Source organism: Micromonospora sp. WMMD975 (genome assembly GCF_029581215.1).
Taxonomy (GTDB): Bacteria; Actinomycetota; Actinomycetes; order Mycobacteriales; family Micromonosporaceae; genus Micromonospora.
In genome coordinates, this window is sequence record NZ_CP120739.1 from 881,944 (window position 1) to 908,417 (window position 26,474).

General features: G+C 72.7%; 17 protein-coding genes. 7 read left to right on the forward strand and 10 right to left on the reverse strand.

Annotation, left to right across the window (positions count from 1 at the left end):
- Positions 1-2 precede the first annotated feature (2 nt).
- A complete protein-coding gene (locus tag O7613_RS04080; RefSeq protein ID WP_282292167.1) occupies positions 3-3,035 on the forward strand; it encodes an NACHT domain-containing protein in 3,033 nt (1,010 codons plus the stop codon).
- An 82-nt stretch (positions 3,036-3,117) separates the two neighbouring features.
- Here O7613_RS04080 and O7613_RS04085 read toward each other — a convergent pair whose 3' ends face one another.
- Positions 3,118-4,056, reverse strand: coding sequence for a LysR substrate-binding domain-containing protein (locus O7613_RS04085; RefSeq protein ID WP_282292168.1), 939 nt, complete (start codon positions 4,054-4,056; stop codon positions 3,118-3,120).
- A 109-nt stretch (positions 4,057-4,165) separates the two neighbouring features.
- Here O7613_RS04085 and O7613_RS04090 point away from each other — a divergent pair, with 109 nt between their 5' ends.
- From O7613_RS04090 to O7613_RS04100, 3 genes are all read left to right on the forward strand, one after another.
- Positions 4,166-5,083 carry an NAD(P)H-binding protein gene (locus O7613_RS04090; RefSeq protein ID WP_282292169.1) on the forward strand — a complete coding sequence of 306 codons (918 nt, stop codon included), beginning with the start codon at positions 4,166-4,168 and terminating at the stop codon, positions 5,081-5,083.
- Entirely contained in the window at positions 5,073-5,438 is a 366-nt protein-coding gene (locus O7613_RS04095; RefSeq protein ID WP_282292170.1) for a darcynin family protein, read from the forward strand. Before O7613_RS04090 ends, O7613_RS04095 begins: the two co-directional genes overlap by 11 nt.
- Before the next feature lie 104 nt (positions 5,439-5,542).
- Positions 5,543-6,556, forward strand: a complete 1,014-nt coding sequence (locus O7613_RS04100) for an acetamidase/formamidase family protein (protein ID WP_282292172.1) — start codon at positions 5,543-5,545, stop codon at positions 6,554-6,556.
- Positions 6,557-6,641: 85 nt separating this feature from the next.
- On the opposite strand, the gene O7613_RS04105 is transcribed toward O7613_RS04100, so the two are convergent.
- The gene (locus tag O7613_RS04105) at positions 6,642-8,114 is read right to left on the reverse strand and encodes a hypothetical protein (protein ID WP_282292174.1); all 1,473 of its coding nucleotides are present in this window, start codon (positions 8,112-8,114) and stop codon (positions 6,642-6,644) included.
- A gap of 281 nt (positions 8,115-8,395) precedes the next feature.
- Between O7613_RS04105 and O7613_RS04110 the strand changes: the two genes are divergently transcribed.
- Entirely contained in the window at positions 8,396-9,976 is a 1,581-nt protein-coding gene (locus O7613_RS04110) for a cellulase family glycosylhydrolase (RefSeq protein ID WP_282292176.1), read from the forward strand.
- A gap of 96 nt (positions 9,977-10,072) precedes the next feature.
- On the opposite strand, the gene O7613_RS04115 is transcribed toward O7613_RS04110, so the two are convergent.
- The 4 genes from O7613_RS04115 to O7613_RS04130 all read right to left on the reverse strand — a co-directional run bounded on the left by O7613_RS04115 (position 10,073) and on the right by O7613_RS04130 (position 12,953).
- Positions 10,073-10,561 carry a MarR family transcriptional regulator gene (locus tag O7613_RS04115; protein WP_282292177.1) on the reverse strand — a complete coding sequence of 163 codons (489 nt, stop codon included), beginning with the start codon at positions 10,559-10,561 and terminating at the stop codon, positions 10,073-10,075.
- A gap of 7 nt (positions 10,562-10,568) precedes the next feature.
- Positions 10,569-11,816: an NAD(P)/FAD-dependent oxidoreductase gene (locus tag O7613_RS04120; RefSeq protein ID WP_281584123.1), complete on the reverse strand. Its 1,248-nt coding sequence runs from the start codon at positions 11,814-11,816 to the stop codon at positions 10,569-10,571.
- A 37-nt stretch (positions 11,817-11,853) separates the two neighbouring features.
- Positions 11,854-12,477: a response regulator transcription factor gene (locus O7613_RS04125; protein WP_282292178.1), complete on the reverse strand. Its 624-nt coding sequence runs from the start codon at positions 12,475-12,477 to the stop codon at positions 11,854-11,856.
- A gap of 113 nt (positions 12,478-12,590) precedes the next feature.
- A complete protein-coding gene (locus tag O7613_RS04130; RefSeq protein ID WP_282292180.1) occupies positions 12,591-12,953 on the reverse strand; it encodes a hypothetical protein in 363 nt (120 codons plus the stop codon).
- Between the two features lie 242 nt (positions 12,954-13,195).
- Here O7613_RS04130 and O7613_RS04135 point away from each other — a divergent pair, with 242 nt between their 5' ends.
- Both O7613_RS04135 and O7613_RS04140 read left to right on the forward strand, forming a co-directional pair.
- Positions 13,196-15,493, forward strand: coding sequence for an AAA family ATPase (locus O7613_RS04135; protein ID WP_282292182.1), 2,298 nt, complete (start codon positions 13,196-13,198; stop codon positions 15,491-15,493).
- Positions 15,494-15,555: 62 nt separating this feature from the next.
- Positions 15,556-18,963 (forward strand): BTAD domain-containing putative transcriptional regulator, encoded by a 3,408-nt coding sequence (locus tag O7613_RS04140; RefSeq protein ID WP_282292184.1) that lies wholly within the window; start codon positions 15,556-15,558, stop codon positions 18,961-18,963.
- Here the strand turns inward: O7613_RS04140 and O7613_RS04145 are convergent.
- From O7613_RS04145 to O7613_RS04160, 4 genes are all read right to left on the reverse strand, one after another.
- Positions 18,933-20,528, reverse strand: a complete 1,596-nt coding sequence (locus tag O7613_RS04145) for a discoidin domain-containing protein (RefSeq protein WP_282292186.1) — start codon at positions 20,526-20,528, stop codon at positions 18,933-18,935. The two genes, O7613_RS04140 and O7613_RS04145, sit on opposite strands and share 31 nt — an antisense overlap.
- Positions 20,529-20,694: 166 nt before the next feature.
- A complete protein-coding gene (locus O7613_RS04150; protein ID WP_282292188.1) occupies positions 20,695-22,782 on the reverse strand; it encodes a hypothetical protein in 2,088 nt (695 codons plus the stop codon).
- Positions 22,783-22,829: 47 nt separating this feature from the next.
- Positions 22,830-23,135: a YbaB/EbfC family nucleoid-associated protein gene (locus tag O7613_RS04155; protein WP_281584116.1), complete on the reverse strand. Its 306-nt coding sequence runs from the start codon at positions 23,133-23,135 to the stop codon at positions 22,830-22,832.
- Between the two features lie 11 nt (positions 23,136-23,146).
- On the reverse strand, positions 23,147-26,473 hold the full coding sequence (locus O7613_RS04160; RefSeq protein ID WP_282292191.1) for a right-handed parallel beta-helix repeat-containing protein: 3,327 nt from the start codon (positions 26,471-26,473) through the stop codon (positions 23,147-23,149).
- Position 26,474 lies beyond the last annotated feature (1 nt).

Below are 26,474 nucleotides of genomic sequence, written 5' to 3' on the forward strand. Positions count from 1 at the left end.
GCGTGCGGAGCGTGCGGGTACGCCGACTGCTCGCAGTCATGGTCATCGGCGCGGCTGTCACCCTGCTCGCCCGGGTCGGCTGGGCGGTCCGCGCACGTGACCTCGACTGGGGCAACAAGGTCGCGGGCATCGCCGGATTCCTGATCCTGGCCGCCGGCACCCTGGCGGCGGTCCTGCGTCGGCTCATGGGATGGGCCCAGCCGAAGCCCCTGGCTACCATCGACCTCGAGCAGGCTACCGAGAACCTGGCCGTAGCGCTCGGCCGCGTGTGGGCGAACGAGGAACGACTACGGCGGATCAACGATCCATGGCCGCTGCCGGTGCGCTGGGAGACCGTCGACGGTCCGGCCACCACCGCCGGCGGAACCGGCGCTCCGAGTCGCAGCACAGGCGTGTTCACCGACGTCGCGGCGTTCTTCACCGCCATGACCACACCACGGCTGGTCATCCTGGGCCGGGCCGGTTCGGGCAAGAGCGTGCTGGCGGCCCGACTGGTCCGCGATCTCCTGGCCGCACGATCGGCCGGAGACCCCGTACCCGTCGTCGTGCCGCTGGGCAACTGGCAGGCCGGAGCGACACTGTCCCGGTGGCTGGCCGACGAACTGGTGAATCTCAGCCCGGCGCTCGCCACCCGGGTCCTGGCCGGAGACGACACGCCCGTCACTCTCGCTCAGGCGCTTGTCGACGCCGGCGGAATCCTTCCCGTCCTGGATGGCCTGGACGAGCTGTCCACGCCGGAACGCGCCTGGGTGATCGAGCAGATCAACGCCTACGGCTCGGACCGGCCGCTGGTGATGACGAGCCGACCGGAGGAGTACCGGCTCGCGGAGCATCACGCCGGGCGTTCGATAGCTCTGGCCACAGCGGTGCGTCTGCGTCCGCTGTCCACCGACGAGGTGCGGCGATATCTCCTGGATGCCACCGCAGGCGGTCGGACAGGGCGGTGGCAGGCCGTCTTCGATGACTTCTCCGCCGCCCCGGACGGCGCGCCGGCTCAGGTGCTGACGAACCCGCTGATGCTGTGGCTGGCCCGAACCGTGTACGAGCGCCGGCGCAACGATCCGACGGAGCTGCTCGGTCTTGCCGATGCGGCGGCGATGGAACAGCACCTGCTCGAAGCATTGATTCCCGCGGTCTACGCCGATCGGCCGGGGCCTACCGGGTTTCGCTGCCGCCCCAACCAGGCGCGGCGGTGGCTGGCCGCGCTGGCCGCCGACCTGAACCGCGCGGACAGCCGAGATCTCGCCTGGTGGCGGATGGCCGATCCGAATGTCGCCTGGGTATCGCTCATCGCGGCGGTGCGCTCCGCCGTACGCATGGCACTTCTCTGGGGCGTCGTCGCCCTCGTCGTCGCCATGGACGCCGCGGACGCGGGGCGGAACCTCTTCGTCGAGATGGGCAGACTGGCGTCGGCAGGCCCCGTCGGTGTCCCCCTCCCGCCGGAAGTGCCGAAGGAAATCGACTTCTTGTTCGAGCCTTCCTGGCTGCCGGAGGTTGACGTCGGCGTGCTGTTCGAACCGGGCATCTTCGCGTGGTGGGTGGTGCTGTGGATGATCCTGGGTGGCACGCTCACCGCGTTGGGCCGCGCCGTAATGGTCCCGCAACTGCCCTCGTCCTTGGAACGCCGCCGTCTGCCCTGGCGGCTCCGGCTGGCCATGGCCTGGGCCGCCGCCGCGCTCACCGGGCTGGTAACCATCGGCGTGCTGCGGACCTGGCAACCACAGGTGACGGTGCCGAAGCTCAACGGTTTCCTGCTGGTGGCAACGGTGTTCGGTGTCCTTGTGGCGGCGAACGCTCCGACGTGGCTGGTGCAGCCGGTGGACGTCTCCCGCGCCGTCGGGCCCGCGCAGCTCATGCGAATGGACAGACGCGCCGGACTGATCGCCATGGTCGGCAGGCGCGCCCTCCACACGATCCTCGTCTGGCTGATCGCCGGCCCCGTCATGCTCGTCGGATACCTGGTCTATGTCATGACCGACACCGCTGGGACCCTGATCTTCAGCGCCTTCGGCCCCGCGTCCCAGCGCTTCGCGGCGGTTCGGCTGTCGTACGCGCTCAGGTTCCGCCTGCCCTGGCGGCTCATGCCATTTCTGATCGACGCCCACCGGCGTGGCGTCCTGCGGCAGATCGGCGCCGTCTACCAGTTTCGTCACCTTCGGCTCCAGAACCACCTCGCCGAGGCCGACGCCAACAGCCTCGTGCAGAAGCGCGTGGAACAGTTCGTCACCTGGATCGAACGGCGGCGAAACCTTCCCCGAGCGGGTGCGCTGGTCATGCAGCCGCTGCCCTGGTCCCGGCAACGCTGGCGCGACCCCGCCCTGGCCGCGAGGCTCGCCGCCCGCCCGTCGGCTCCCGGCGCCCACGTCGCTGAGCCGCTCGACGGATGGCTCACCGACTGGACCGTCGCCCAGACCTGGCAGTTGGGTCCCTGGCGTCGACTGGCCGACGGCAGCGCCATGCTTCCCGGCGAGCAGGTGAGACTTCACCTGCGCCTGCATCCTGTGGCGCTGCTTGTCCGGACGGCCGCACCCGGCGTCGTCATCGGCCTGTTCCTCCTTCCGTGTCTCTCCCTGCTGATTCCGAGCCGCCTCCTGCTGGCGGGCGTGCTGCTCATCGCCGTGGTTGTGCCGGTCTTCCTCTCCTCCCACGATCATGTGACCGTCACCGACCGGCGGATGCTTGTGGTGGCGCTGTCTGACCGTGTCGAGGTGCCCCTGCAACGGATCATCGACCTGCGATACGAGCATTCCCCACTGGGTCGGCTGTTCGGCTACGGACAGATAGAGGTCATCACCGCTGACGTCGCCGGGGGCGGCGCGACAGTCCGACGGGTCAACCGCCGAAGTGTCGGCTGGCATGACGTGGCGGCAACCGCCGACGGGACAGTCGTCGCCCATCTCAAGGGTGTCCGAGATCCGTACCGCACCTGTGAGCTGATCCGTCGCCTGCTCGAACCAGGAGACGGCCCGTCCGCTCCACAGAATGTCCATGACGGGCCCGCCGCCGCGCCGCCCACGAGCCCCACGCCCACCTGAGTGCGCGACCTGCCCGCATCCGGTGAACCCTCTGGTTCGGGCACCCCATCAACACGTCGACCATGCCCTGAACAAGCCTCGACTATTCCTCTCGGGCGGGACAGAGCACTCGGCGTACGGCGTCACGCAGCCACTGATGGGCACCGTCGACGCTGTGGCGTGGGTGCCAGGCCATGCCGATCGTCAGTGGTGGCAGTGGCAGCGGGATCTCCAGCAGGCGCAGTCCCAGCGCGTGCGCCGTGTCGCTGAGCCGTGACGGAGGCTCGCCCGGCAGGGCGGTCGGCACCAGGCAGACCATGTCCTCGGCTGCGGCCAGCATCATCGCGGCGAGGTGTCCGGGCAGGACGGCGCGGACCTGACGACTGAGCCCCTGCGCGGCCAGGGCCGTATCAAGCGGCCCGGTGAAGCGTCCGCGGCGGCTGACCGCCACGTGCTCGGCCGCGGCGAGCCTGGCGGCCGTCAGAACTCCTTCGGTCAGGGGGTGCCCAGCCCTGACACCGGCCGCCATCCGCAGGGTGACGAGTTCTTCGACCCGAGTCTCCGGGTCGACGTGGTCGATGGCCCCGATCTCCAGGTCGATCCGTCCGTCACGTAGTGCGGGGCCGGCCTCCCACTCCTCCGCCAGCACCCGCAGTGAAACACCCGGCGCCTGGCGTCGGGCGAGCCGGAGCAGACCGGGCGCGACCGCGGCACCGACCAGGTCCGCAGCCTGCACGGTGAAGGTGCGCCGCAGTGCCGCGGGGTCGATCCCGCCGCTCGGGGCGAGCAACGCCTCCAGCCGGCGTACCACCGCTGCGGCCTCGTCCCGCAGCGCCTCGGCGCGCGGAGTGGGCACCATCGTCTGTCCGGCCCGCACAAGTAGTGGATCTCGGAGCACCCGGCGCAGCCGGGCCAGGGTACGGCTCATCGCCGCGGGGGAGGTCCGCAGCCGCGCGGCGGCGCGGGTGACGCTCTGCTCGGTCAGGAGGGCGTCGAGAGCGACGGCGAGGTTGGCGTCAAGGTTCGAGGTTGGGCTGCTCACCGCACTTATTCCACTTCAGGCAATGATTGGATGCTGAGGTTCCCATTGTGGCAACACGGCGGTCACCGGACGATGAGTGGGTCCTGCCGATCCAACAAATCGAGGTTTCATGATCGTCATTACCGGTCCCACCGGGAACATCGGGCGGCAGTTGCTGTCGCTGCTGATCGAGGCCGCACCCGCACGCCGCGAGGAGTTGCGTGTCGTCGTCCGGGATCCGGCCCGGCTGCCCGAGGCCGTCCGTGGACGGGTCGAGGTGGTCGTCGGCTCGCACGGCGACGCCGCGACCGTGGAGCGAGCCTTCGCCGGGGCGGACGCCGTCTTCTGGCTGGTGCCGCCGGACGCCTCCGTCCCGCCCGACGAAGCCTACAGCGGCTTCACGCGCCCGGCCGCGCGGGCTTTCGCCGCTCACGGCGTCGGCCATGTAGTCGCCGTCTCGGCGCTCGGCCGTGGAACCCCGCAGGCCGCCCGGGCCGGGCTGGTCACCGCCTCCCTGGCCATGGACGACCTGATCGCGGGCTCCGGTGTCGCCTACCGCGCCCTGGCCTGCCCGTCCTTCTTCGAGAACCTGCTGGAGGAGGTCGACTCGATCCGCGACGACGGCGTCTTCACCGACACCGTCGCCGCGGACCGTCCGTCCCCCATGGTGGCCGTCGCCGACATCGCCGCCACCGCGGCAGGGCTGCTGTCGGACCGCGCGTGGGCCGGCGTGGGCCATGTCCCTGTGCTCGGCCCGCAGGACCTCTCGCCCAACGATCTGGCCCGCATCATGACCGAGGAACTGGGCCGTCCGGTCCGCTATCAGCGTCAGTCGCTCGACGAACTGCGCTCCAGCATGCTCGGCTACGGCCTCAACGAGGCGTTCGTCGAGGCGATGGTCGACATGAAACGCGCCAAGGATGACGGCCTGGACTCCGGCGTCGACCGCTCCCCGCAGGCGGAGCCGGCAACCGCGTTCGCGCAGTGGTGCGCCCGAACGCTCCGGCCCGCTGTCCTCGCCACGAAGGAGATCGTCGATGCCAACTGAGCGTACCGAGTCGCCGGTCACCGCTTTCATGCTTGTCAAGACCACGCCCGAGTGGTTGGCGATGACCGTGGCCGAGCGCATCGAGGCATTCACCACCCACGTTCTCCCCGTCATCCAGGCCCGCACCCGCGGTGTCCGCTCCCGCTTCTACGACACGGAGTTCTACTCCGCGCGGGTCACCGACATCTGGGTCTGGGAGGCGGACGACCACGACGCCTACCGCCTGCTGATCGACGCGCTGCGTGAGACTCCCTTCTGGGACCGCTACTTTCAGGTCGTCGACCTGCTCGTGGGCATCGAGAACGGCTACGCCCGCACCTACGGCCTGGAGCCCCTGGCGACCCTCGCCACCTGAAGCTTCTGCGCGTCGGCGTGACGGTGTAGGGATGTCCGTGCGGGTGGTGCGGTATGCCACTGGATACGTGTGCCGGCCACCACCGACCGAGACGAGGAGTTGCCATGACCGAGGTCGTCACCTACCGGCCCGAGCCGGCGGAGATGTCGTACACCTTCGGCGGCCGGGAGCCGGTCCTGCGGGTCCGGCCCGGCACCATCGTGCAGCTCTACACCGAGGACTGCTACGGCGGTCGGGTGCGGGGGATCGACGACCTGCCGTCACGGGTGTGTGAGTTCCCCTACCTCAACCCGGTGACCGGGCCGATCCACGTCGAGGGCGCCGAGCCGGGGGACACGCTCGCGGTGCACGTGGTGGCCATCGAACCGGCCCGGGACTGGGCGGTCTCCAGCACCTTCCCGCACTTCGGCGCGCTGACCGGCACGCGCACCACGGCCACGCTGCATGCGCCGCTGGAGGAACTGGTCTGGGTGTACGACGTCGACGTCGCCGCCGGCACCGTGACGTACCGGGCCCGGCGCGGCGACCACACGGTGGCGCTGCCGCTGGACCCGATGCACGGGACCATGGGGGTGGCGCCGGCGGCGTTCGAGTCGCGGATGACGATCGTGCCGGACGCCCACGGCGGCAACATGGACTCGCCCGAGCTGCGGGCCGGCGTGACCGCGTACTTCGGGGTCAACGTGCCGGGCGCGCTGTTCGCGGTGGGTGACGGTCACTGCCGGCAGGGCCACGGCGAGGTGTGTGGCAGCGGGGTCGAGGCGGCGATGCACACCACGCTGATCCTCGACCTGGTGAAGGGCGTGTCGACGCCGTGGCCGCGCCTGGAGTCCGACGACGCGCTGATGAGCACCGGCTCGGCCCGGCCGCTGGAGGACGCGTACCGGATCAGCCAGCACGACCTGGTCACCTGGACGGCCGAGCTGGTGGGGTTGGACCAGCTCGACGCGTACCAGCTGGTCAGCCAGGCCGGTGAAGCGCCGGTGGGCAACGTCTGCGACCCGAACTACACGATGCTGGCCCGGGTGGCCCGGCGCTATCTGGGCGGGGTGACCGCGTACGACGGCGTGCACGCGCGGCTGCGCGAGACGGGCCGGGCCCACCTGGCCCACCGTTGACGGTCGACATCCGTGCGTGCCGCGCAGTCGGGACGTGCCGCCGTCTACGCGGGTGCGCCCCGGACGGCCCGCTGAATGCCGGCCGCTAATCGAGTGCGAGGACCTCGACCGGTGTGACCCGGTCGGTGCGGGTGCCGTCACCCAGTTGCCCGAACTCGTTGCCGCCCCATGTGGCCACGGTGTAGCCGGTCATCAACGCCATGCTGTGAAGGCCACCGGCGTCGATCGTCCTCATCCCGAACAGGAACCGGCTACAGGGGGCGACCTGCCCCACCGCGCACACCCGCACCGGGGTGGAACGGTTCACCCGGGTCCCGTCACCGAGCTCACCGAGGGCGTTGGCTCCCCAGGTGAGGACACCATTGCCGCTGCCCAGCAACGCCATGCTGTGGAAGCCCACGCTCGGGAAGCCGCCCGCGGCGATGGCCCTGATCCCGAACAGGAAACGGCTACAGGGCGCGACCTGTCCCGCCGCGCACACCCGCACCGGGGTGGGACGGTTCACCCGGGTCCCGTCACCGAGCTCACCGGAGTAGTTCAGACCCCAGGAGACGACCGCGCCGCTGCCCAGCAACGCCATGGTGTGAAAACCGCCGGCGGTGACCGCCCGGACCGCGGACAGGAAGCGATCACACGGCGCGATCTCACCTACCGCGCACACCCGGACCGGAGTGGAACGGTTGGCGAGGGTGCCGTCGCCGAGCTCACCAACGCCGTTGTAGCCCCACGCGACGGCCACTGCGTTGCCCACCACCGCCATGCTGTGGAATCCGCCGCCGGCGATGGTCCTGACCCCACTCAGGAACCGGTCGCACGGCGCGGCCTCATCCACCGCGCACACCCGCACCGGCGTCGACCGGTTGTCGAGGGTGCCGTCGCCGAGCTCACCGTATGAATTCTCTCCCCAGGTCACCAACCGCCCGTCGCGCAACTGCGCCATGCTGTGGAATCCGCCGCTGGCGATGGTCCTGACCCCACTCAGGAACCGGTCGCACGGCGCGGCCTCATCCACCGCGCACACCCGCACCGGGGTCGATCGGAATGCGCTGATGCCATCGCGGCCGTTACCGAGCTGACCCCAGTCGTTCGCGCCCCAGGTCACGACGGTGCCATCCCTGAGCAGGGCAATGCTGTGGAAGCTGTTCGCGTCTGCGGCGATGGCGACCACCTGGTCGAGAAACCGGGTACACGGAGCGGTTTGATCGACGGCGCAGACCCGCACCGGCGTGGGGCGATCGGTGGTGGTGCCGTCACCCAGCTGACCGATGTCGTTGTAGCCCCAGGCCACGACGGTGCCGTCGGAACGCAGGGCGAGACTGTGTCCGAAGCCGGCGGCAGTGGCGATCACGCCGGTGAGCAGGCCGGGAAGGTGGCGGGCGTGGGAGAGCGCCGGCGGGGGCGCGGCGGAGGCACTGTTCGCGTGTGCGAGGGCGGCGTCACCGAACAGCGGAACGGCGGTCAGCGCCCCGAGCAGGGCCACGATGATCCGCCGTCGACGGTGGGCAACGGTCGTGGCGCGCGCATCGTAGGAAACCTGTGGAGTCGAACCGCTGTCCATGCTTGCCTCCGGTGCGCGGGGGTCTTATCGAGGTAACGCCGCGGACCGCCGTCAGGTGATGGCAGCAGCAGAAGAAGCAGCGCCCGTGCACCGCTGGATGTCACCGTGGCCGAGGGTGGGAAGCCGGTCGGCGTGAACCCACGAGTTGCTCCATTGATGGACATGCATCTATCGTGGGCAGCCCATCGACTGCCAGCGTAGGCAATCGACTATCGTCGAAACGCTTCGACAACCCAGCGTGACGGTTGGTTCGAAGACGGGAGATGCTTGTGAAATCCACATTGAGAAAGGTTCAGTTCGCCGTACTCTCCGGCGTGCTGGCGCTGGCCGGATCCGCCGCCGTGATGACGAGTTCCGCGTCGGCCGACAGCATGGCCCAGGTGAACGCCACCCAACTCGTCGCCAACATGGGGGCGGGCTGGAATCTGGGCAACACCCTCGAGGCCAACGCCAACGGGATCCCCAGCGAGACGGCATGGGGCAACCCGGTCGTGACGCAGGCGTTCATCGACCGGGTGAAGGCGGCGGGATTCAAGACGATCCGGATCCCGGTGTCGTACCTGGGAAACATCGGGTCCGCCCCGAACTACACGATCAGCTCCGCCTGGCTGAACCGGATCCAGGAGATCGTCGACTACGCCTACGGTCGCGGCCTGTACGTGCTGATCAACATGCACGGTGACGGCTACAAGACCATCACCGGCTCGTGGTTGATCTGCGACTCGTCCAACCAGACCACGATCAAGGACAAGTACCAGAAGGTCTGGCAGCAGGTCGCGACCAGGTTCCAGAGCTACAGCGAGCGCCTCATCTTCGAGTCCATGAACGAGGAGTTCGACGGGCAGTACGGCAATCCGACCCAGCCGTGCTACTCAAACATCAACGCCTACAACCAGATCTTCGTGGACACGGTGCGCCGGACCGGCGGGAACAACGCCTCGCGCTGGCTGCTCGTCCCCGGCTGGAACACCAACATCGACTACACCGTGGGCAACTACGGCTTCGTGCTGCCGACGGACCAGTACCGGTCGTCGTCAGTGCCCGCCAACGAGCAGCGGCTCATGATCTCCGTGCACTACTACGACCCCTGGGACTTCGCCGGCGAGGAGAACGGCACCATCACGCAGTGGGGGCCGGCCGCCACCAACCCGGCACGGAAGTCGACCTGGGGACAGCAGGACTTCATGGACGCCCAGCTCAAGAAGGTGCGCGACACCTTCGTCTCGCGTGGATACCCGGTGTTCGTCGGTGAGTACGGCTCGGTCGACAAGACGTCTGCCGACTCGACGAACAACAGGTACCGCGCGGACTACGCGCGCACGCTGGTGTCCACCGCCAAGAAGTACGGGGCGGCCACCGCCTACTGGGACAACGGCTACAACGGGGCGTACGGGTTCGGGTTGTTCAACCGCAGCAGCGCCACGGTCACCCAGCAGGGCATCATCGACGCCATCATGAGCGCCGTGGGTGGCGGCACCCCGACCACCGCCCCGCCGACGACGACCCCGCCGACGACGACCCCGCCCACGACCACGCCGCCGACGAGTCCGCCGCCGAACGGGCGGTCCTGTTCGGCGTCGTACACCGTGACCGGTTCGTGGCAGGGCGGCTTCCAGGCCGAGGTACGGGTGACCGCCGGTGGTTCGGCGATCAGCGGTTGGACGGTGACCTGGACGTACGCGAACGGGCAGCAGGTGACGCAGGCGTGGAACGCGACGGTGACCAGCAGCGGGTCGACGGTTACCGCCCGCAACGTCAGTTACAACGGTTCGATAAGCGCCGGCGGTAGCGCGACCTTCGGCTTCCTGGGATCGTCGAGCGGCACCAACGGCGTACCGTCGTTGTCCTGCGCGGCGAGCTGAGCAGGCCGTGACCGACGGGCCGGGCGTCACGGACGCCCGGCCCACGCGGTCGCGGTCAGGTCCGTCGGGCCGGCAACGGCGTCCAGGTGAGATGACTCAGGCGGACCGCTGCGCGGTGTCGTCGTCGCGGAGGTGGTCCAACTCGGCGAGGTACATCGCCTGCATGCGGTCGTAGTGCCGGACCAGCAGCCGGACCTCCTCGACGCGGTAGCCCTCGATGAGCCGCCGCGCGCGCTCGGCGAAGCGCTCGTACGGTCGCTCGATCTCGGCGATCCGCTCCGGCCGCGGGGTGACGATGACCCGCCGCCGGTCCGCCGGATCGCGCTCGGCCGTCACGTAGCCTGCCTGTTGCAGGCGGCGGAGCATGCTGGTGACCGCCCCGGTGGTGAGGTTGGTGCGCTCGGCGATCTGCCCCGCGGTGGCGGATCCGACGTCCGCGAGGTGGTCCAGGCATTCCAGATCGCTCACGGTGAGGCCCAGTCGCTCCGCGACGGCGTACCGGAACACCGTGGACAGCCGCGACGTCTCCCGCCCGGCGCGCATGAGGTGGGCGATCGCGGCGGCACGGTCCGGCTCGTGGGACATCCCGCAATCATGCCTCCGGCACGGTGACCCGGTGCAGCCGAGGCAACACGCGGGTCAGCAACCAGTGCGGTGCGGCGGCGTCTCCGGTGAGGCGGCGCATCAGCGTGGCGGCGGAGCCGACGGCGCGGAAGGCGTACGGCATCATCTCGTCCTGGTATCCGGCGATCGCCTCCTCCACCGGCGTGCCGTTCGCGCGGGCCTCGACCAGCCGGCGGCCGAGCAGGGCGGCGTCGCGGAGCGCGGTGTTGCCGCCGTGCGCGCCGAACGGCGGCATGACGTGCACGGCGTCGCCCATCATCGTCGCCCGGGGCACCGCCCACCGGCGTGGCCGCCGGCCGGTGGCGAAGAGGTTGAGCACCGTGGCGTCCAACTCGGCCGTGTCGACCAGCCGCCGGACGAGCGGGTGGAAATCCGCACTCATCCGGGCCGCCAACTTCCACAGCGTCCGCAGGTCCCCGCGGGCGCCGACGGGCAGCTCCTCCCGCCGGAGCAGCAGTGCCCACATGACGTAGTCGTCGCCGGTCGGGGCGTAGCTGCCCGGGGCCAGGCGCGCGAACGCCTCCGACGGGCTCTCGCCGAACCGCATGGAGGTGAAGAAGAAGGCGCGGCCCGGCCGGTCGGCGATGGCCAGGACCCCGCTGGTACGCAGCGCGTCCGGGATGACGCTCGCGCCGTCGCGCCACAGCGGCGACCGGCCGTAGATGCCCACCATCGGGGTGTCCGCCGGTTCGGCGTCCGGCATCAGCTGCGCGCGTAGCGCCGAGCCGACGCCGTCCGCGCCCACCACGACGGTTGCCGTCACCGCCCCACCGTCGGAGAACCGCAGCCGCAGCCCGGCCGGACCGTCGCCGTCCACCGCGACGGCGGCCTTGCCGTAGTGGATCCGCCCGTCCAGCCCGGACTGCAGGATCGACCGCAGGGTCAGCCGGTCCACTTGCCGGGTCTCGTGCGGGTCGTCCTTGAAGGTGATCGTGAAGGCGTCCCGCAGCCGGCTGTCGGTGAAGCGCATGTGCCCGCCGGGCTCGTCGCCGGTGGCGAGCGCCAGCCGGTACAGCGGGCGGGGCAGGCTCTCGCGTAGCGCTTCCAGCCCGTACCGGTCGAGGATGATCCGGTAGCCCTGCCGCCGGACGAACGGCCCCGGGTCCCGTTCGTAGACGTGCACGTCGATGCCGGAACGCATCAGATAGTGGGCGAGGCAGAGTCCGGAGAGTCCGGCGCCGGCGATCGCCACCGAGAAGTCTGTCGATATGGTCACCCAGTTATCTTAACCATTAAGATGATTTCCGCGCGGGTCAGATCATGCCGGCACGCAGCGCGTACGCGACCGCATGGGAACGGTTGCGCAGCTTGAGCCGGTGCGTGACGCCGTAGATGACGTTCTTGACGGTCCGCTCCGAGTAGCAGAGCTTGCCGGCGATCTCACCGGTGTCGAATCCGTCCGCCATCAGGCGGAGCACGTCGACCTCGCGGGGGGTGAGACCGGAGGCGTTCAGGCCGTGCGGGGCAAGCACCTCACGCTGGAGCCGCTCGATGTGCTTGAGCAGCTCCCCGACCAGATTCGGCGGCATGATGCCGCCGCCGCCGGCCGCGGCCACCACGCTGTGCGCCAGCCGGTCGGCGGTCACCGCCGCGCGCGGCAGGATGGCCACCACCCGGCACTCCACCGCCGTGAGCAACTCGCTCTCGGTGATCTCCCGGAGTACGAGGACCACCGGCAGGCCGGTCTCGGCGGCCGAGCGGCGCAGCATCGCCACCACGTCCACGGTCAGCTGCTCGCAGCCGAACACCATCACCTGCGCACCGGTGCGGTCGTCGGAGGGCAACAGTTCGAGCGCCGGACAGGACCGCAGGAAGCTGTCCAGCCCCGCGTAGCTGAACGGGTCGGACGCCTGTAGGACGAGTCTGACCTTTTCCACCGAAACCTCCGTGTCTCCTGGTAGCGGTGGAAGTCTGCGGACCGGCCCTTCAGAAAATCTCCACGCCGCCTTCACGGCCCATCCTCGGCACGTGAAGGTTTCCGGTCCGGAGCTCAGCCACAGGTCGGCCGGGCGGCGCCCGGCGGCATCAGCCGAGCCCGGCGCAACGCCTCGATGTACTTGGGGATCTCGGTCGCGGCCAACTCCAGCCGGCCGGGCGCGAGCTGATCGGCGAAGATGGCGTCGACGACGTCCAGGGCGAGGTCGTCGGGGATCTCATCCACCCGCTGGGTCGGCACGTGCTGCCAGATGCGCAGGATCCGCAGCCGGGCCCGCACCGCCGAGAGAGTGCGTTCCAGCTCGGCGATGGCCTCGTCGGCCTGGTCCGGCGCCAGCACGAAACGCCCCTCACGGGCGAGGGTGAGCAGAAGCTCGCCGGCGAACGGGTTCGACGGAGCTCTCGGATCAGCCGACACCCGGCGAGTGCACCAGCTCCATGATGGAGAGGGAAGGCGCCGGCAGCGGAACTGCCCGGACTCCGGCCCGGTCTGCCCGCTCTTTCGTCCCACCACGACCGCTCCTGTTTACAAGGACGATGCGGGACGATCATCCTGACCGGGCAACCTCGGCGTGGATGGGGGACAATCGACAGGTGCGGAGCAAGCGGGCGGGTGGGGCATTCATCGAGATTCCGTCGGCAGTGAGGTGTTAGACCCGCATGTCAGCGGAGCAGGTGGGAATCGGCCTCCGTCTGTTGGGTCCGGTGCGAGCCTGGCAGGACGGCACCGAGCTGGTCCTCGGCTCGACCCGTCGCACCGCGGTGCTCTGCGTGCTGGCACTGCACGCGGGGCAGCGTGTCTCCCGCGACCAGCTGGTCAACGCCGTCTGGGGTGAGGACCCGCCGTCGAGCGCGACCGGCAACATCTACACGTACGTCTCCACGCTGCGCCAGATGCTGGAGCCGGCCCGGAGCCGGTGGACGGCCGGGCGACTGTTCAGCTCGGGCGGCGGCATGTACGAGCTGCGGCTCCCGCCGGACTCCGTCGACGTGCTCAGGTTCGAGTCGCTGCGCGAGACGGCCCGGCGGCAGCGGTCCGCCGGGGACGCCGACGCGGAGCTGGCCACCGTGGCGGCGGCCCTGCGGCTCTGGCATGGCGACGCGCTCGCCGGGGTCCCCGGCCCGTACGCCGAGGGGCAGCGGCTGCGCCTGACCGAGCTGCGGCTCGCCACCGCCGAGCGGTACGCCGAGCTGCTGACCGGGCGCGGACGCCACGAGGAGGCCGGCCAGGTCCGGCGCGAGCTGGCGGAGGCGTACCCGCACCGGGAGGAGCTGCGGGCCAGGCTCGCCGCCGCGCCGCCGGGGGCCGCCCCGGCCGCGGGCGCGTCCGTCGTGACGGGCGGCGGCACGCGGCCCCCCGGCGTACCGCTCACCGGTGGGCAGGTCCGTCCCGGAGGTGGCCCGGCGGGCGGGCCCGGGCCGCGTTCCGGGGCCGGCGCGAACCCGCTGTTCGGCCGGGACGTGGCGCTGCGTCGGCTCCGCCGGGGGATGGCCGACGCCGCCGCCGGGCGGGGCGGCAGCATCGTGCTCGAAGGTTCCGCCGGCATCGGCAGGACGGCCCTGCTCACGGTCGCGTTCGGGAGCGCCCCGGACGGATGCCGTTTCGGCTGGGCGGTCGGGGACGAGGTCACCCGGGACGTCCCGCTCGGCGCCCTGCGCGACTGCGTCGAGTCGGCGCTGGCGGCCGGCCTCGACGACCTCGACGGCGCGGCCGGCCCCGACGGCCTCGACCGGGCGGAGGCCGACGCCGTGGCCCGGGCCGTGACACTGGTCCGTCGCGCCACCGCCGACGGGCCGCTCGTCCTCGTCATCGACGATCTGCACTGGGCCGACCCGACCACGCTGCGCGCCTGGGCCACGCTGGGCGAGCAGGCGGCCGAGCTGCCGCTGCTGCTCGTCGCCGCCGTCCGCTCCGGCGCGGAGTCGGTGGTCGGGCGGTCCGTCGCCGAGATCGTCACGATCGGTCCGCTGGACTCCGCCTCGGCGGGCGCGCTGGTCCGGACGGTCGCCCCGCAACCGCCCGAGCCACCGGACCTGGCCCGGATCCTCGACCTGGCCGGCGGCCACCCGGACTACCTGCGCCGGCTCGCCGTGCACGGGGTCGAGCCGTTCCCGGTGGCCGCTCTGGTCGCGACGGTCCGGGCGCACCTCGCGCCGTACCCGGACGATCTCCGCCAGGTGCTGCGGGCTATCGCGTTCCTCAGCGCCTACGAGGTGCGGGTGCCGGGCGCGCTGCCGGCCGGCTGCACGATGGCCGAGTTGGCCGCGGCCACCGACCACCACCCCGACGACCTCGACCGGATGGTGGCACCGGTGCGGGCCGCCGGGATCCTCGCGTCGGGGGACCGGCTGCGCCTGCGGCACCGGGTGGTCGCCCGCACCCTGCACGAGAGCACGCCGGCCGCGCTCCGGGTCGCCCTCTGCCGCCTGTACGCGGGGCGGCTCGCCACCGTGGGCGCGGCGCCCGAACGGGTGGCGGCGCTGCTGCTCGCCGGGCCGGTGCCGGTCGACGACTGCGCCGGCGGGTGGCTGGCCGAGCACGTCGAGCGGGTCGCCGAGGCGTCGCCGCGGATCGCCGTCGCGGCCCTCGCCCGGGCGCACGCCCAGCACGCCCTCGACCCCGACCGGCGGCTCACGTTGACCGCCTGGTTGGCCCGGCTGCTGCTACGGGCGGATCACCACGCCGCGGCCGAGGCCGGTTGGGTCGCCGCGCGTACCACCGATCCGGAGCTGGCGGGGGAGATGCGGTGGATAGCCGCGCACAGCCACGAGCGGCGGGGCGACGTCGAGACCGCGGCGGAGATCGCCCACGCGGCGCTGCGGGAGCGCCGGATCGGCCCGCAGTGGATCGACCGGCTGCGGGCGCTGCTCGGGCGGATCCGACCGAGTCTGCCCGGCAACCCGACCCAACCGCATCTGTCCCGCTCGGGCCTCATCGGCGACGGACGGCCGTCGTGACCGGTAGCGCCACCTCGCCTCCCGACGGGTCGACGACGACTACCCCTGAGGATCGGCTGCGGGTGTCCGTCCTCGGGCCGGTCCGGGCCTGGCGCGGTGCACGGGACATCCCGTTGGGCCCGGCCCGGCAGCGAGTGATCTTCGCGCTGCTCGCCGCGGCAGTGGGACGCGACGTCGGGCGGGACGAGCTGATCGCGGGGGCGTGGGGGCCGTCGCCGCCGACCACCGCGGCGGGCAGTGTCTACACCTACATCTCCGGGCTACGTCGCGGCCTCGGGCCCGGGTCGCTGACTTCCGGGCCGGGCGGGTACGCCCTGCGCCTGCGCCCCGAGGACCTGGACAGCGAGCGGTTCGAGACGCTCACCGCCGAGGCCGGGCGGCTGCGCGCGGCCGGCGACCGGGCCGCCGCCGTGGCCCGGCTCGACGAGGCGCTGCGGCTGTGGCACGGCGAGGCGTACGCCGGGCTCCCCGGTGATCACCTCGACGCGGCGCGTGGCCGGCTCGCCGCGCGGCGTCTCGCCGCCGCCGAGGCGCGGGCCCGGATGCTCGTCGAGATCGGCGACGATGCCGTGGTGGCCGACCTCGCCGTGCTGGTCCGCGACCATCCGCTGCGCGAGCCCCTGCACGAGCTGCTGGTGCTCGCGCTGCACCGCGGCGGCCGGCGGGCCGAGGCGCTCGCGGCGTGGCGGGCCGCCCGGGACACCCTCCGGGCCGAGCTGGGAGTCGAACCGGGCGCCGCCCTCGCCCGGCTGCACCGGATCGTCTCCGGGTCGGGCGCGGATCCGGACGTCCGGACCGGTGCCGGCCCTGGGCGGACGACGGCGCTCGACGGGTCACCTCCGGCGGACCTGCCGGGCCGCGAGGCGGAGCTGCGCCTGCTGCGGGAGTTGGTCGGCGCGGTCGCCGCCGGCCGGGGCGCCGCCGTCTGGGTCGAGGGCGAACCGGGCATCGGCAAGACCAGCCTGCTCCGCGCCGCCGTCGACGAGGCGGCCGGGCGTGGCTGCCGGGTCGCCTGGGGTTCCGTCGCGGAGCCGGACCAGCACGGCCCGCTCTCGGCGACGCTCCGCGCGTTGGGGCTGGCCCCCGACCCTGCCGAGGGTCACCCGCCGGTCGCCGGGCGGCCCGGCGGGGCGGGCGGCGCCACCGCGGAGCTGACCGAACGGGTGCTGGCCGAGGTACGTGCCGCCGGCCCTCTCGTGCTGGTGCTCGACGGTCTGCACGGCGCCGACCGCTCCGGCGCCGCCCCGTTCTGGGAACGTCTGGTGGCGCTCACCCGCCGGCTCCCGCTGCTCCTGGTGGCCGCCGCCCGGCTGGAGCCGAGGGCCCGGGAGCTGGGCCGGCTGCGCCGCGCCGTCCAGGCCCGGCAGGGTCATCTGCTCCACCTGGACGCGTTGCCCGCCGACGTGGTCGAGCAGGTGGTGACCGCCCTGGTGGGCGCGCCACCGGGACCGAGCCTGGCCGAGGTGGTGGCCGACTCGGCGGGCAACCCCCGCTACGCCCACGAGCTGACCACGGACCTGCTGCGGCGGGGTGTGGTCCGGGTGGTCGACGAGGTGGCCGACATCCCCGACGGCACGGCGATCGACGCCCCACGTCCGCTGCTCGCGATGATCCGCGCCACCATGGACAGCCTCACGTCCGGCACCCAGGAGGTGCTCCGGACGGCGGCGCTGCTCGGCGCCGGCTTCTCGGTCGACGACGTCGGCGCGGTGGCCGGTCACCCCGCCCTCGACCTGGTGTCCAGCCTGGAGGAGGCGCTCGCCGCGCGGGTCGTCGTGGACGCCGGCGCCGACCTCGCCTTCCGACACCGGTTCCTGCGGCAGATGTTGTACGAGAGCGTCCCCGCCCCGGCCCGCTCGGCCCTGCACCGGCACATCGCCGAGGTGTTGGCCAACGGCGGCAGGCCGGTGGTGCGGGTGGCCGAGCAGCTTGCCGCCGCGACCTCGGCGGTGGACGGCTGGGTGGTGTCCTGGCTGGCCACCCACCACGTCGAGTTGACCCGCCGGGCGCCGTGGCTGGCCGGCGACCTGCTGCGTCGGGTGCTCGGCACCGACCGGCCCGATCCGGGGCAGCGGGGACGTCTGCTTGTCGCGCTGGTCCGGCTCGAATTCCGGCGCGAGCGTCCGGCTCTGGACGAGGCACGGGAGGCGGTCCGGCTCGCCGCGGACCCGGCCGACCGGGCCGAGATGCGTCACCTGCTCGCCGCGATGACCCGGCGCGGCGGCGACGCCGCGGCGGCGCTCGGCATCGTCGAGGAGGCGCTCGCCGACCCGACCGTCCCCGCCCTCTGGCACACCCGGCACCGGATGCTGCGGGCCAACCTCCACCGGGGTCCCCTCGACGACCTCGATCGGGCGGACCGGACGGCGGCGGCGCTGCACGCCGCCGCGCTCGCCGCGAACCAGCCGTACGAGGCGGCGTTCGCCCTGCAGACCACCTGGTTGACCAACACCATCCGGCGCGACCACGAGCGGGCACTTGAGTACGCCGACCGCGCGCTCGACGTCATGCGCGACAACCCGGCCTTCAGCGGCCTGTACCTGGACCTGTTGGACAACCGGACGTTCACGTTGCAGAACCTGGACCGGCTGGAGGAGGCCGAGCGGACGCTGCGCGAGGCCGCGCTCTTCGCGTTGCGGCACCGACTGCCGTCCGGGCTGCACGTCGCCGCCGCCGTGCAGCACTACTGGTCGGGCCGCTGGGACGACGTGTTGACGGTGGTCGGTGCGGTCACCGACGATCCGCTCGGATCCACCCTGCTGGGCACCCGGGAGCCGGGAGCGGTCGCCATGGTGCTGCACGGCGTCGCCGCGCTTGTCGCCGCCCACCGCGACGACACCGTGCTGGCCGGCGGGCACCTGGACTCGACCGACCTGGTGCCGGCCACCGAGGCGGAGCGCGAGAACTCCGACTTCCTGCTTGTCGCCCGCGCGCTTGTCGCCGAGCGGCAGGGCCGCCCGGAGCAGGCCCTGCACGTCCTCGAACCGCTGCTGGTGCCCGCGTACGCCCCGCTGTTGATGCGGCACCAGTGGCTTCCCGGTGTCGTCCGGCTCGCGTTGGAGCTGGGTCGACGCGACGTGGCGGAGCGGGCGGCGGCGATCTGCGCCGACGAGGCGGCCCGGGAGGTCCGGCCGGCACGGGCGCATCCGGCGGCGCTACGCTGCCGGGCGCTGCTCACCGGCGACGCGGAGCCCGCGCTGGCCGCGGCGGCGCACTACCGCGCGGTCGGCCGGGTGGTGGAACTGGCCGCGGCGCTGGAGGACGCGGCGGTGCTGCTCGCGGCCGGCCGACACCCGCACGCGGCGGCCCGGGCCGGCGGCGAGGCGGCGGAACGGTACGCCGTGCTCGGCGCGGGGTGGGATCTGCGCCGAACGCATCGCCGGCTGGGGGAGTACGGCGTGTTCCCGGCCCCCGACCGCCCGCCGGCGCAACGGCGCGTTCAGCGCACCTCGATCTCGTGCAGCGAGTAGCCGTAGTTGCCGTTCCGCTGGGTGCCGTACATCCGGACGTAGCGGCCGGTCGCGCCGTCGACCGGGATCCGGTCGACCTCGCCCGCGCCGAGGATGGTGCCGTACACCTTCGTCCACCGCCGACCGTCGACGGAGACCTCAAGCCGGTAGACGAAGGCGCGGGCGGAGTCCCAGCGCAGCACGACCTCGTTGATCCGCCACTGCGCGCCCAGGTCCACGGTCAACCACTGCGGATCGCTGAACTGGCTGCCCCACCGCGTGCCGAGGTCACCGTCGACGGCGTGCGCCGCAGCCCAGTTGGCGCCCTCCACGCTGGAGGCGGTGACCGGCCGACCGAGGGCCAGGTTCCGGCCGGAGGTGTTCACGGAGGCCCGTGCCTTCGGCGTGGCCGTGGCGCTGGCCGCCGGCTTGAAGAGCTCGCCGGGGTCGCCGGCTGCGCGGCGCGACCGGGTCGGTGCGGGTGTGCTCGCGGAGGTGACGGTCGGCTTCGGTGCCGGCGGCGCCTGCGCGGAGACCCCGCTCGTCGGCGACGGCGACCCGGTGGACGGTGACGGGTCGGGTCCCGCCTGGGGCGTGTCGTCGGCGTCGGCGACCAGGCCGGCGATCGCCACCCCGACCAGCACCGGCAGCGCGACGAGGGCACCCAGCACCGCTCGCCCGCGCCGGGCCGGCCGGACCGCCGCTGCGGACGGCGCCGACGGTTGCGTGTCGACGGTCGACGGCGCACCTGACTGGTTGCCGAGCAGGATCGCGAGCAGCTCCGGCGCGGTCGGCCGGGCGGTCGGATCCTTCGCCAGGGCCGCGCCGACCGCCTCCCGCAGGGACTCCGGCAGGCCGTCGAGTCGCGGCGGCTGGGTGAGGATGCGGGCCGCGGTCGCGGACGGCGAGTCGCCGTGGAACGGCGTCCTGCCGGTGCCGGCGAAAGCGATCACGCAGCCCCACGCGAACACGTCGGCGGCGGCGGTGACGGGTGTCTCCGACTCGCCGGAGAACCGCTCCGGGGCCATGTAGGCCACCGTGCCGACCATCACGTCGGCGCGCGTGTGCTGGCTGGTGGCCTCGAACGGCCGCGCGATGCCGAAGTCGATCACCTTCGGGCTGCCCGGCGCGAGCAGGACATTGTCCGGCTTGAGGTCGCGGTGGATGATCCCCGCGCCGTGGATGCCGGTCAGCGCGGTGGCCACCCCGACGGCGAGGGAGTGCAGCGCCCCGCCGCGCAGCGGACCGCGTTCGGCGATCACCTCCTCCAGGCTCGGACCGTCGATGTACTCCACGACCAGGTACGGCGGGTCATGGTCGAGATCGGCGTGGAGGAACTCGGCGGTGCAGAACGGCGGCACCCGCCGCGCTCGCTCGACCTCGCCGCGGAAGCGGCGGGCGAACTCGGGATCGGTGGTGAGATCCGGATGGATGAGCTTGATCGCGGCGTAACTGCCGTCGTCACTCTCCGCAAGGTAGACCATGCCCATGCCGCCCCGGCCGAGCCGGCCGACGAGCAGGTAGTCACCCACGCGTTCCGGATCGGCCGAGCCCAGCGGACGCACGCGGTATGCCGTGTCGATCATGTCTCCTTCATGGACGGAGTCGACGAATCCGCACCGAACGCCGATGCCGGCATCGTCAGGTATACCAAGGCATCGACTGATCGACAACGACACGTATCGTGACCGCTCGGCACATTCGGGCGGCGCCGTGCGGGACCGGGCGGCGGAACGGTGTGGCCACGCTCCGTCACACGAGGCCCGGCAGGTGGGCGAAGCGGGGCACCGCCGCGCTGCCGACCCGAGCCCGGCGCCCGGTCGCCGCCCACCGCTCGTGGCACCGGATCAACGAGGTCAGCGCGAGGTCGTCGAAGGGACCGCGCTCGCGGACCGGCTCCTCGGCGGAGAGTTCCCGCAGCAACAGGCGGCCGGGGCGGCCGTCACCCGCTGGCGTCGTCTCCAGCACCCGGAAGCGGGTGCCGGGCAGGAACAGCACCCGGCCGGCGGCGCGCTGCTCGTCCGCCGGCTCCAGCAACCGGGTCCGGCGGGCGGTCATCGACCAGAGCAGGACGTCCACATTTCCCGGCACGTTCATCGGCGGCTCGGTCAGCGCGTGGGTGAATCCCCGATCGGTAAGGGTCTCCCGCGCGGCGATCTCCCGCAGCTCGGCCGCGGACAGCGTGGCGGAGAGGCAGGCGGCGCCCCGATACGACGGCAACCGGGCCACCCCGGCGGCCACGCACCGGGCGAAGGAGACAGAGTCACCCGCCGACCCGGATCGCAACTCGCCGTCCACGGATTCGCCCGCCCCCGACAGGTACAGGCGTACGGCGACGGCGTCGACCACCGAGTCGCCCCCCACGTGCAGGTGTGGGTGCTCGGTGAGCAGCCGGGACACGGAGTCGGCGGCGACGTCGAACTCCCGACCGAAGCGTCGGCGCAGCCACGCCCGCTCCGCGTCGAGCCCCGCCGGGGTGGGAAGTCCCCGCGCGTCCGGCGCGGGCGTCGGCGGGAAGGCCAGGTCCGCGGCGGTGAACCGGTGGGTCAGTCCGTCACCGGCGTTGTCGTCGGCCCGGCCACCCGGCCGTCCTCGCCACCCGGCCGCCACCGCCGAGGCGAGGTGCAGGGTGCTGCGGGCCCTCGTGTCCGGGTCCAGCCGGGCGGCCAGATCCTCGGCGAGCTCGCGGAACCGTGCGACCCGGGACGGGACCGTGTCGTCGACGATGAGGGCGTGCCGGCTCGGGTCGGCCGGGTGGGCCCGGACCCGGCCGGCGTTGCGCGGCGTGTCGTCGGCGCGGATCCACAGTCCGGACTGGACGATCTCGACGACCGCGTCCGCGGCGTAGCGGTGGCTCAACGGGCCGACCGGTTCGCCGAGCAGCGCCGGGGCCCGGTGACTGAGGATCCGTGGCAGCTTGGCCGCGGCGCCGGGCGTGGCGCGCGGCGTGAAGCAGAGTTCCCGGACGAGGACCTGCCAACCGGGGCCGCCGTCCGGAGTGACGGTGCGCATCTGCGTACGGTCGGGCCGCCCGACGGGGATGCCGCCGAGGCAGACCACCGGCGACTCCAGCACGTCCGCCAGCCGCTGGCCGAGCACCTCGCCGGCCGGCAGCGCGACCGGCCCGTACTGGACGAACCGGGCCCGATGCCGACCGTCCGGGTCGAGGCCCCGCCAGAAGCGGGCGACGTCGTCGACGGCGAGCGGCGGCGTACCGGGGCAACCGAGGACGACGGTCATCACGTCGGGCTGGCACGGCAGCGCGGACACCAGCCACCGCCAGCGTTCGCTGATCACCTCCGGGTCGCGGGTGTCGCGGATCCAGACCCCGCCGGGGAGGGGTTCGACGGCGCCCACCGCGCTCGTCACCCGGAACCGCGCGGCTGCGGCGTCCCACGCCGGGGCGGGATAGCGCTGGGCGTCCCAGACCGGCGACCGGCCCGGGCGGTAGCGCACCCAGCCACCGCCGTCGGCGGCGCCCGCCAGGAGGGTCCCGTCCGCCGCGCGGATGATCCGCCCGTGCGGCGTGACGACCGGGCGGCGCAGCCGGTCGCAGAGCCACTGCGCGGCGAGTGCGCCGGTGTCGGCGGACGCGCCGCAGACGACGAGACGGATACCGCGCCGGTGGTGTCGCAGCGCCGTGGCGACCGCCCGCCAGGCGCCGATCGGCAGCTCGTCGTGGAGGTCGAGGACGACGATGTCGTACGCGGGGTCCTCGGCGACCGCGAGGGCCAGCGACCGGGCCGCCACACTGATGCGCTCGTGCGCGTGCAGGACGAGCGCGTTGCCGACCCGGTGCCGGGACATCCCCGCCGGCTGCCCGCCGCGAAGGGAGCGCATGATCCTCATTCGACTCGTCCCCTCACCACACCCGGCACCGGTGCCGGTCAGTAGAGATTGATCTCGACCGCGCCCATTTTTTCCCGGGCCAGTTCGGCGGCGTTGGCCGCGGCGGCCCGGATCGACTGGGCGATCGCGTCCTGCAGGGCCGTCACGTCGCGGGCGTCGAACACGGCGGGACTGACCTGCACGGCCTTGAGCTGCCCGAGGCCGCTGGCCAGCACGACCACGGCGCCGTCGGCGGACCGGCCGGTGACGAGCGCCTGTTCGAGACTGGCCTGCGCGCTGCGCAGCCGCTGCTCGAAGGCACGGCCAGCCTCGATCATCTCCTCGCGGGTGGGCTGCTGCGACATCGCGTCTCCTCTCAACCGACCGCGGCGAGGCCGCCGTGGTGGCGGGCCGCCGTGGTGGCCGGATCGTTGCGGCTGACCAGCCCGGTCACGTCGGCCAGCGCGAGGGTGCGGGACCCGGTGGCCCGGCTCAGGCTCCGGGAGAGCAGGTGGGCGGCGCGTACGGTTCGCTCGGGCGCCCGCGCGGCCAGCCCGGTGAGCGCGACCCGGACGTCGTCGGGAATCTCGTGGCCACGGCGTACGAGGTGGCGCGCCATCACCTCGGCGAGTTCGGTGACGGTGAGTTCCGGGATGGTCCACTCCGGCCCGAACAGCTCGGTGAGACCGGGCACCGCGACCCGCAGCCGGGCGAGCCCGGCCGGCTCGGCGACCAGGACGACCACCGGGTCGCCCAGCCCGGGACGCATCTGCTCGACAAGCGCCTCGACGATCTCCGGGGCGGCGCCGGTGCCGTCGTCCACGTAGTCGACCATCAGGGTGCCGCCGACCGCGTCCTGGAGCGCGCTCCGGACAAGGCTGTGCGTCTGCCCCGGCCACTCGGGCACGAGGTGCTCGGCGGTCGAGACCCGCACCAGCTGACCGACCGGGACCAGGTCCAGCTCGGACAGGGCGGCGGCGTAGTGCCGGCCGAGCTCACGGCGACCGCTGCCCGGTACGCCGGAGAGCAGGGCGTTGCCGTGCCGGCCGTAGGAGCGGCGGCGATTGCGCAACTCGCAGAGCTGGAGCAGGGTCGCGCCGATCGCCTCACGGGCGTCGGTCGCGCCGACCAACTGCCCGATCCGCTGCCAGCTCCGGGCCGCGTTGATCGCGGCAGCCGGGTTCTGGCCTGGGTCGGGCTGGCTCTTCCGCTCCACCGGCAGATCGGCGAGCAGTTCCAGCTCGGGGGCGAGGTCCTCGGCGGTCAGCCGGTTGATCTGCGCGTCCTTGGTCGGTGGGGTGGCCGCCAGCCGCGACGCCTGATTGTTGATCATCGCCTCGAACAGTTTGCGGGCCACCCGGCCGTTACCGAACGTCGAGGTCCTCGGGATCCGCTCGAAGTAGGCGGTCAGTCCCGCGACGGCGTCGTCGGTCAGTTCGAAGTAGTGCTTGCGGCACAGGTTCGAGGTGATGGTGACCAGTTCGTCGACGGAGTAGTTCGGAAACTCGACGGTCCGGGTGAACCGGGAGGCCAGGCCGGGGTTGGAGGCCAGGAACTTCTCCATCAGCTCCGAGTAACCCGCGACGATCACCACCAGTTCGTCGCGCTGGTCCTCCATGATCTTCATCAGCGCGTCGATCGCCTCCTGACCGAAGTCCGGGCCCGACCCGCCGGAGCCGGCCGACAGCGTGTACGCCTCGTCGATGAAGAGCACCCCGCCGATCGCCTTGTTGACCAACTCGGTGGTCTTGATCGCGGTCGAGCCGATGTACTGGCCGACCAGGTCCGCCCGGGCCGCCTCGATCATGTGGCCCTTGGCCAGGATGCCCAGCTCGGCCAGGACCGCCCCGTAGAGCCGCGCAACAGTCGTCTTGCCGGTGCCGGGCGGGCCGGCGAAGACCAGGTGCCGGCTCATCGGCGGCATCGGCAGGCCCATCTGCTGCCGGACCTGGGCCATCTTGATCAGGTTGATCAGCGCGGTGACCTCGTGCTTCACCCCGCGCAGGCCGATCAGGCCGTCGAGTTCCCGCAACGGTCCACTCAGCTCACCCTCCGCCACCACCTCGGGCTCGTCCGCCGGAGCCGCGTCGGGTGCGTACCCGGGGCCGACCGGGGCCGGGGAGGTCGGCGCCACCGACCGGGCGGCCCGCCCGGTGGTCAGCGAGGCGATGGTGAGGTCGGCGTCGTCGGCCTGCCGGACGTCGTCGCCGCCGCTGTCCCGGGCGACGCAATTGGTGATCGACACCGGCTCCGCGGTGTCCACGTCGAACCCGGCGGCGCCACTCTCCAGCACCTCGCAGTCGGTGAAGGTGCCCCGGGAACCGCGCTCCAGCCGTATCCCCGCCTGGCGGGCCCGGCGGATCCGCACCCGGCCGGCGGTCACCGCGCCGGACGCGCCGACCTGGAGGCCGTCACCCGCCACGTCGGTGAACTCGGTGTCCTGCAGTCGCAGGTCCGCGTGGTCGGCCACCCGCATCCCGGCCCCGTCCAGCACCGCCGACCGCAGCGTCAGCGACGCGCCCGAGCCGACCAGGACGCCGGTGGCCGCCGTACCGCTGAACCGGGCGTCGTGGACGGTGCCGCGCGCCGAGTCGCGCAGCTCGAGCGCGACGGCGCCGGCGGAATCGACCACCAGGTCGGTGCCGTCGAGCGCGGCGCCCTCGGTGACCAGGAGCCCGGACCCGGTGGTGACGGCGAGCCGCAACCGCTGCACGGTCATCGACGCCGCGCCGGTCACCACCGCAGCCTGCGCACCGCTGCCCCGGATGGTCACCCCCTCGAAACGGGGCGTGCTCTTGTCCTCGACCGTCAGCCCGACCGGCGAGTCCGCGAAGACGCAGTCGGCGAACGTCGGCTTCGCCGCGCCCGTCACGTGGGCGGCGCTGCGGCCGGCCGAGCCGAACGTGCAGCCCCGGAACGTCGGCGCGGCGCCACGGGCGACGTGGACGGACTGGAAGAGCGCGCCGGTGAACTCGGAATCCGTGACGACCACGTCGACGTCGCCGCGCACGAACACGTCGACGTTCGCGCTCTGGCGCACCCGCAGGCGGTTGATCCGGGCGTGCCCGCGCTGGTCCACCACGAGCGCCGGTTTCCCGGCGGCGGTGATCTCACAGTGTTCGGCGACGAGCCGGCCGTCCCCGTTGACGCAGATGCTGTTCGCCCCGGTCCGCTCCACCGTGCAGCGGCGCAGCGTCAGCGATCCCTGATCGCTGATCACCACGCCGGAGGTGGCGGCGTCGCGGATCACGGTGTGCTCCACCGTGCTCGTACCCGGCGCGGTCACCACGATCGCGGCGCCCGCGGCGGAACTGATCTCGCAGTTGCGCAGCGCGATCGTCCCCTGGAGCCGGGCCAGCAGCGTCACCCAGGCGGCACCGGCCACGCGGCAGCCGTCCAGGGCTGCCTCACCGGCGTACGCGTCGACCGCCGCCAGCTTCGGGTCGGCGCTCGACAGCGTGACGCCCCGCACCTGCGCGCCCTCGCCGTGCACGGCCAGGACGCTGCCCTCCTCCGTGTGCACCTCGACGAGGGCGCCCGGCGCGGCGGCGATGGTGATCCGGTGACCGACGACGAGCCTTTCGGTGTACCGGCCGGCGTGGACGGTGATGGTGGCGCCCGGCTCCGCGCGGGCCACCGCCGCGCCGATCGTGGCGAACGCACCGGGCTGCCCGCCGCCCACCGTGAGGACCTGTCGAGTCATT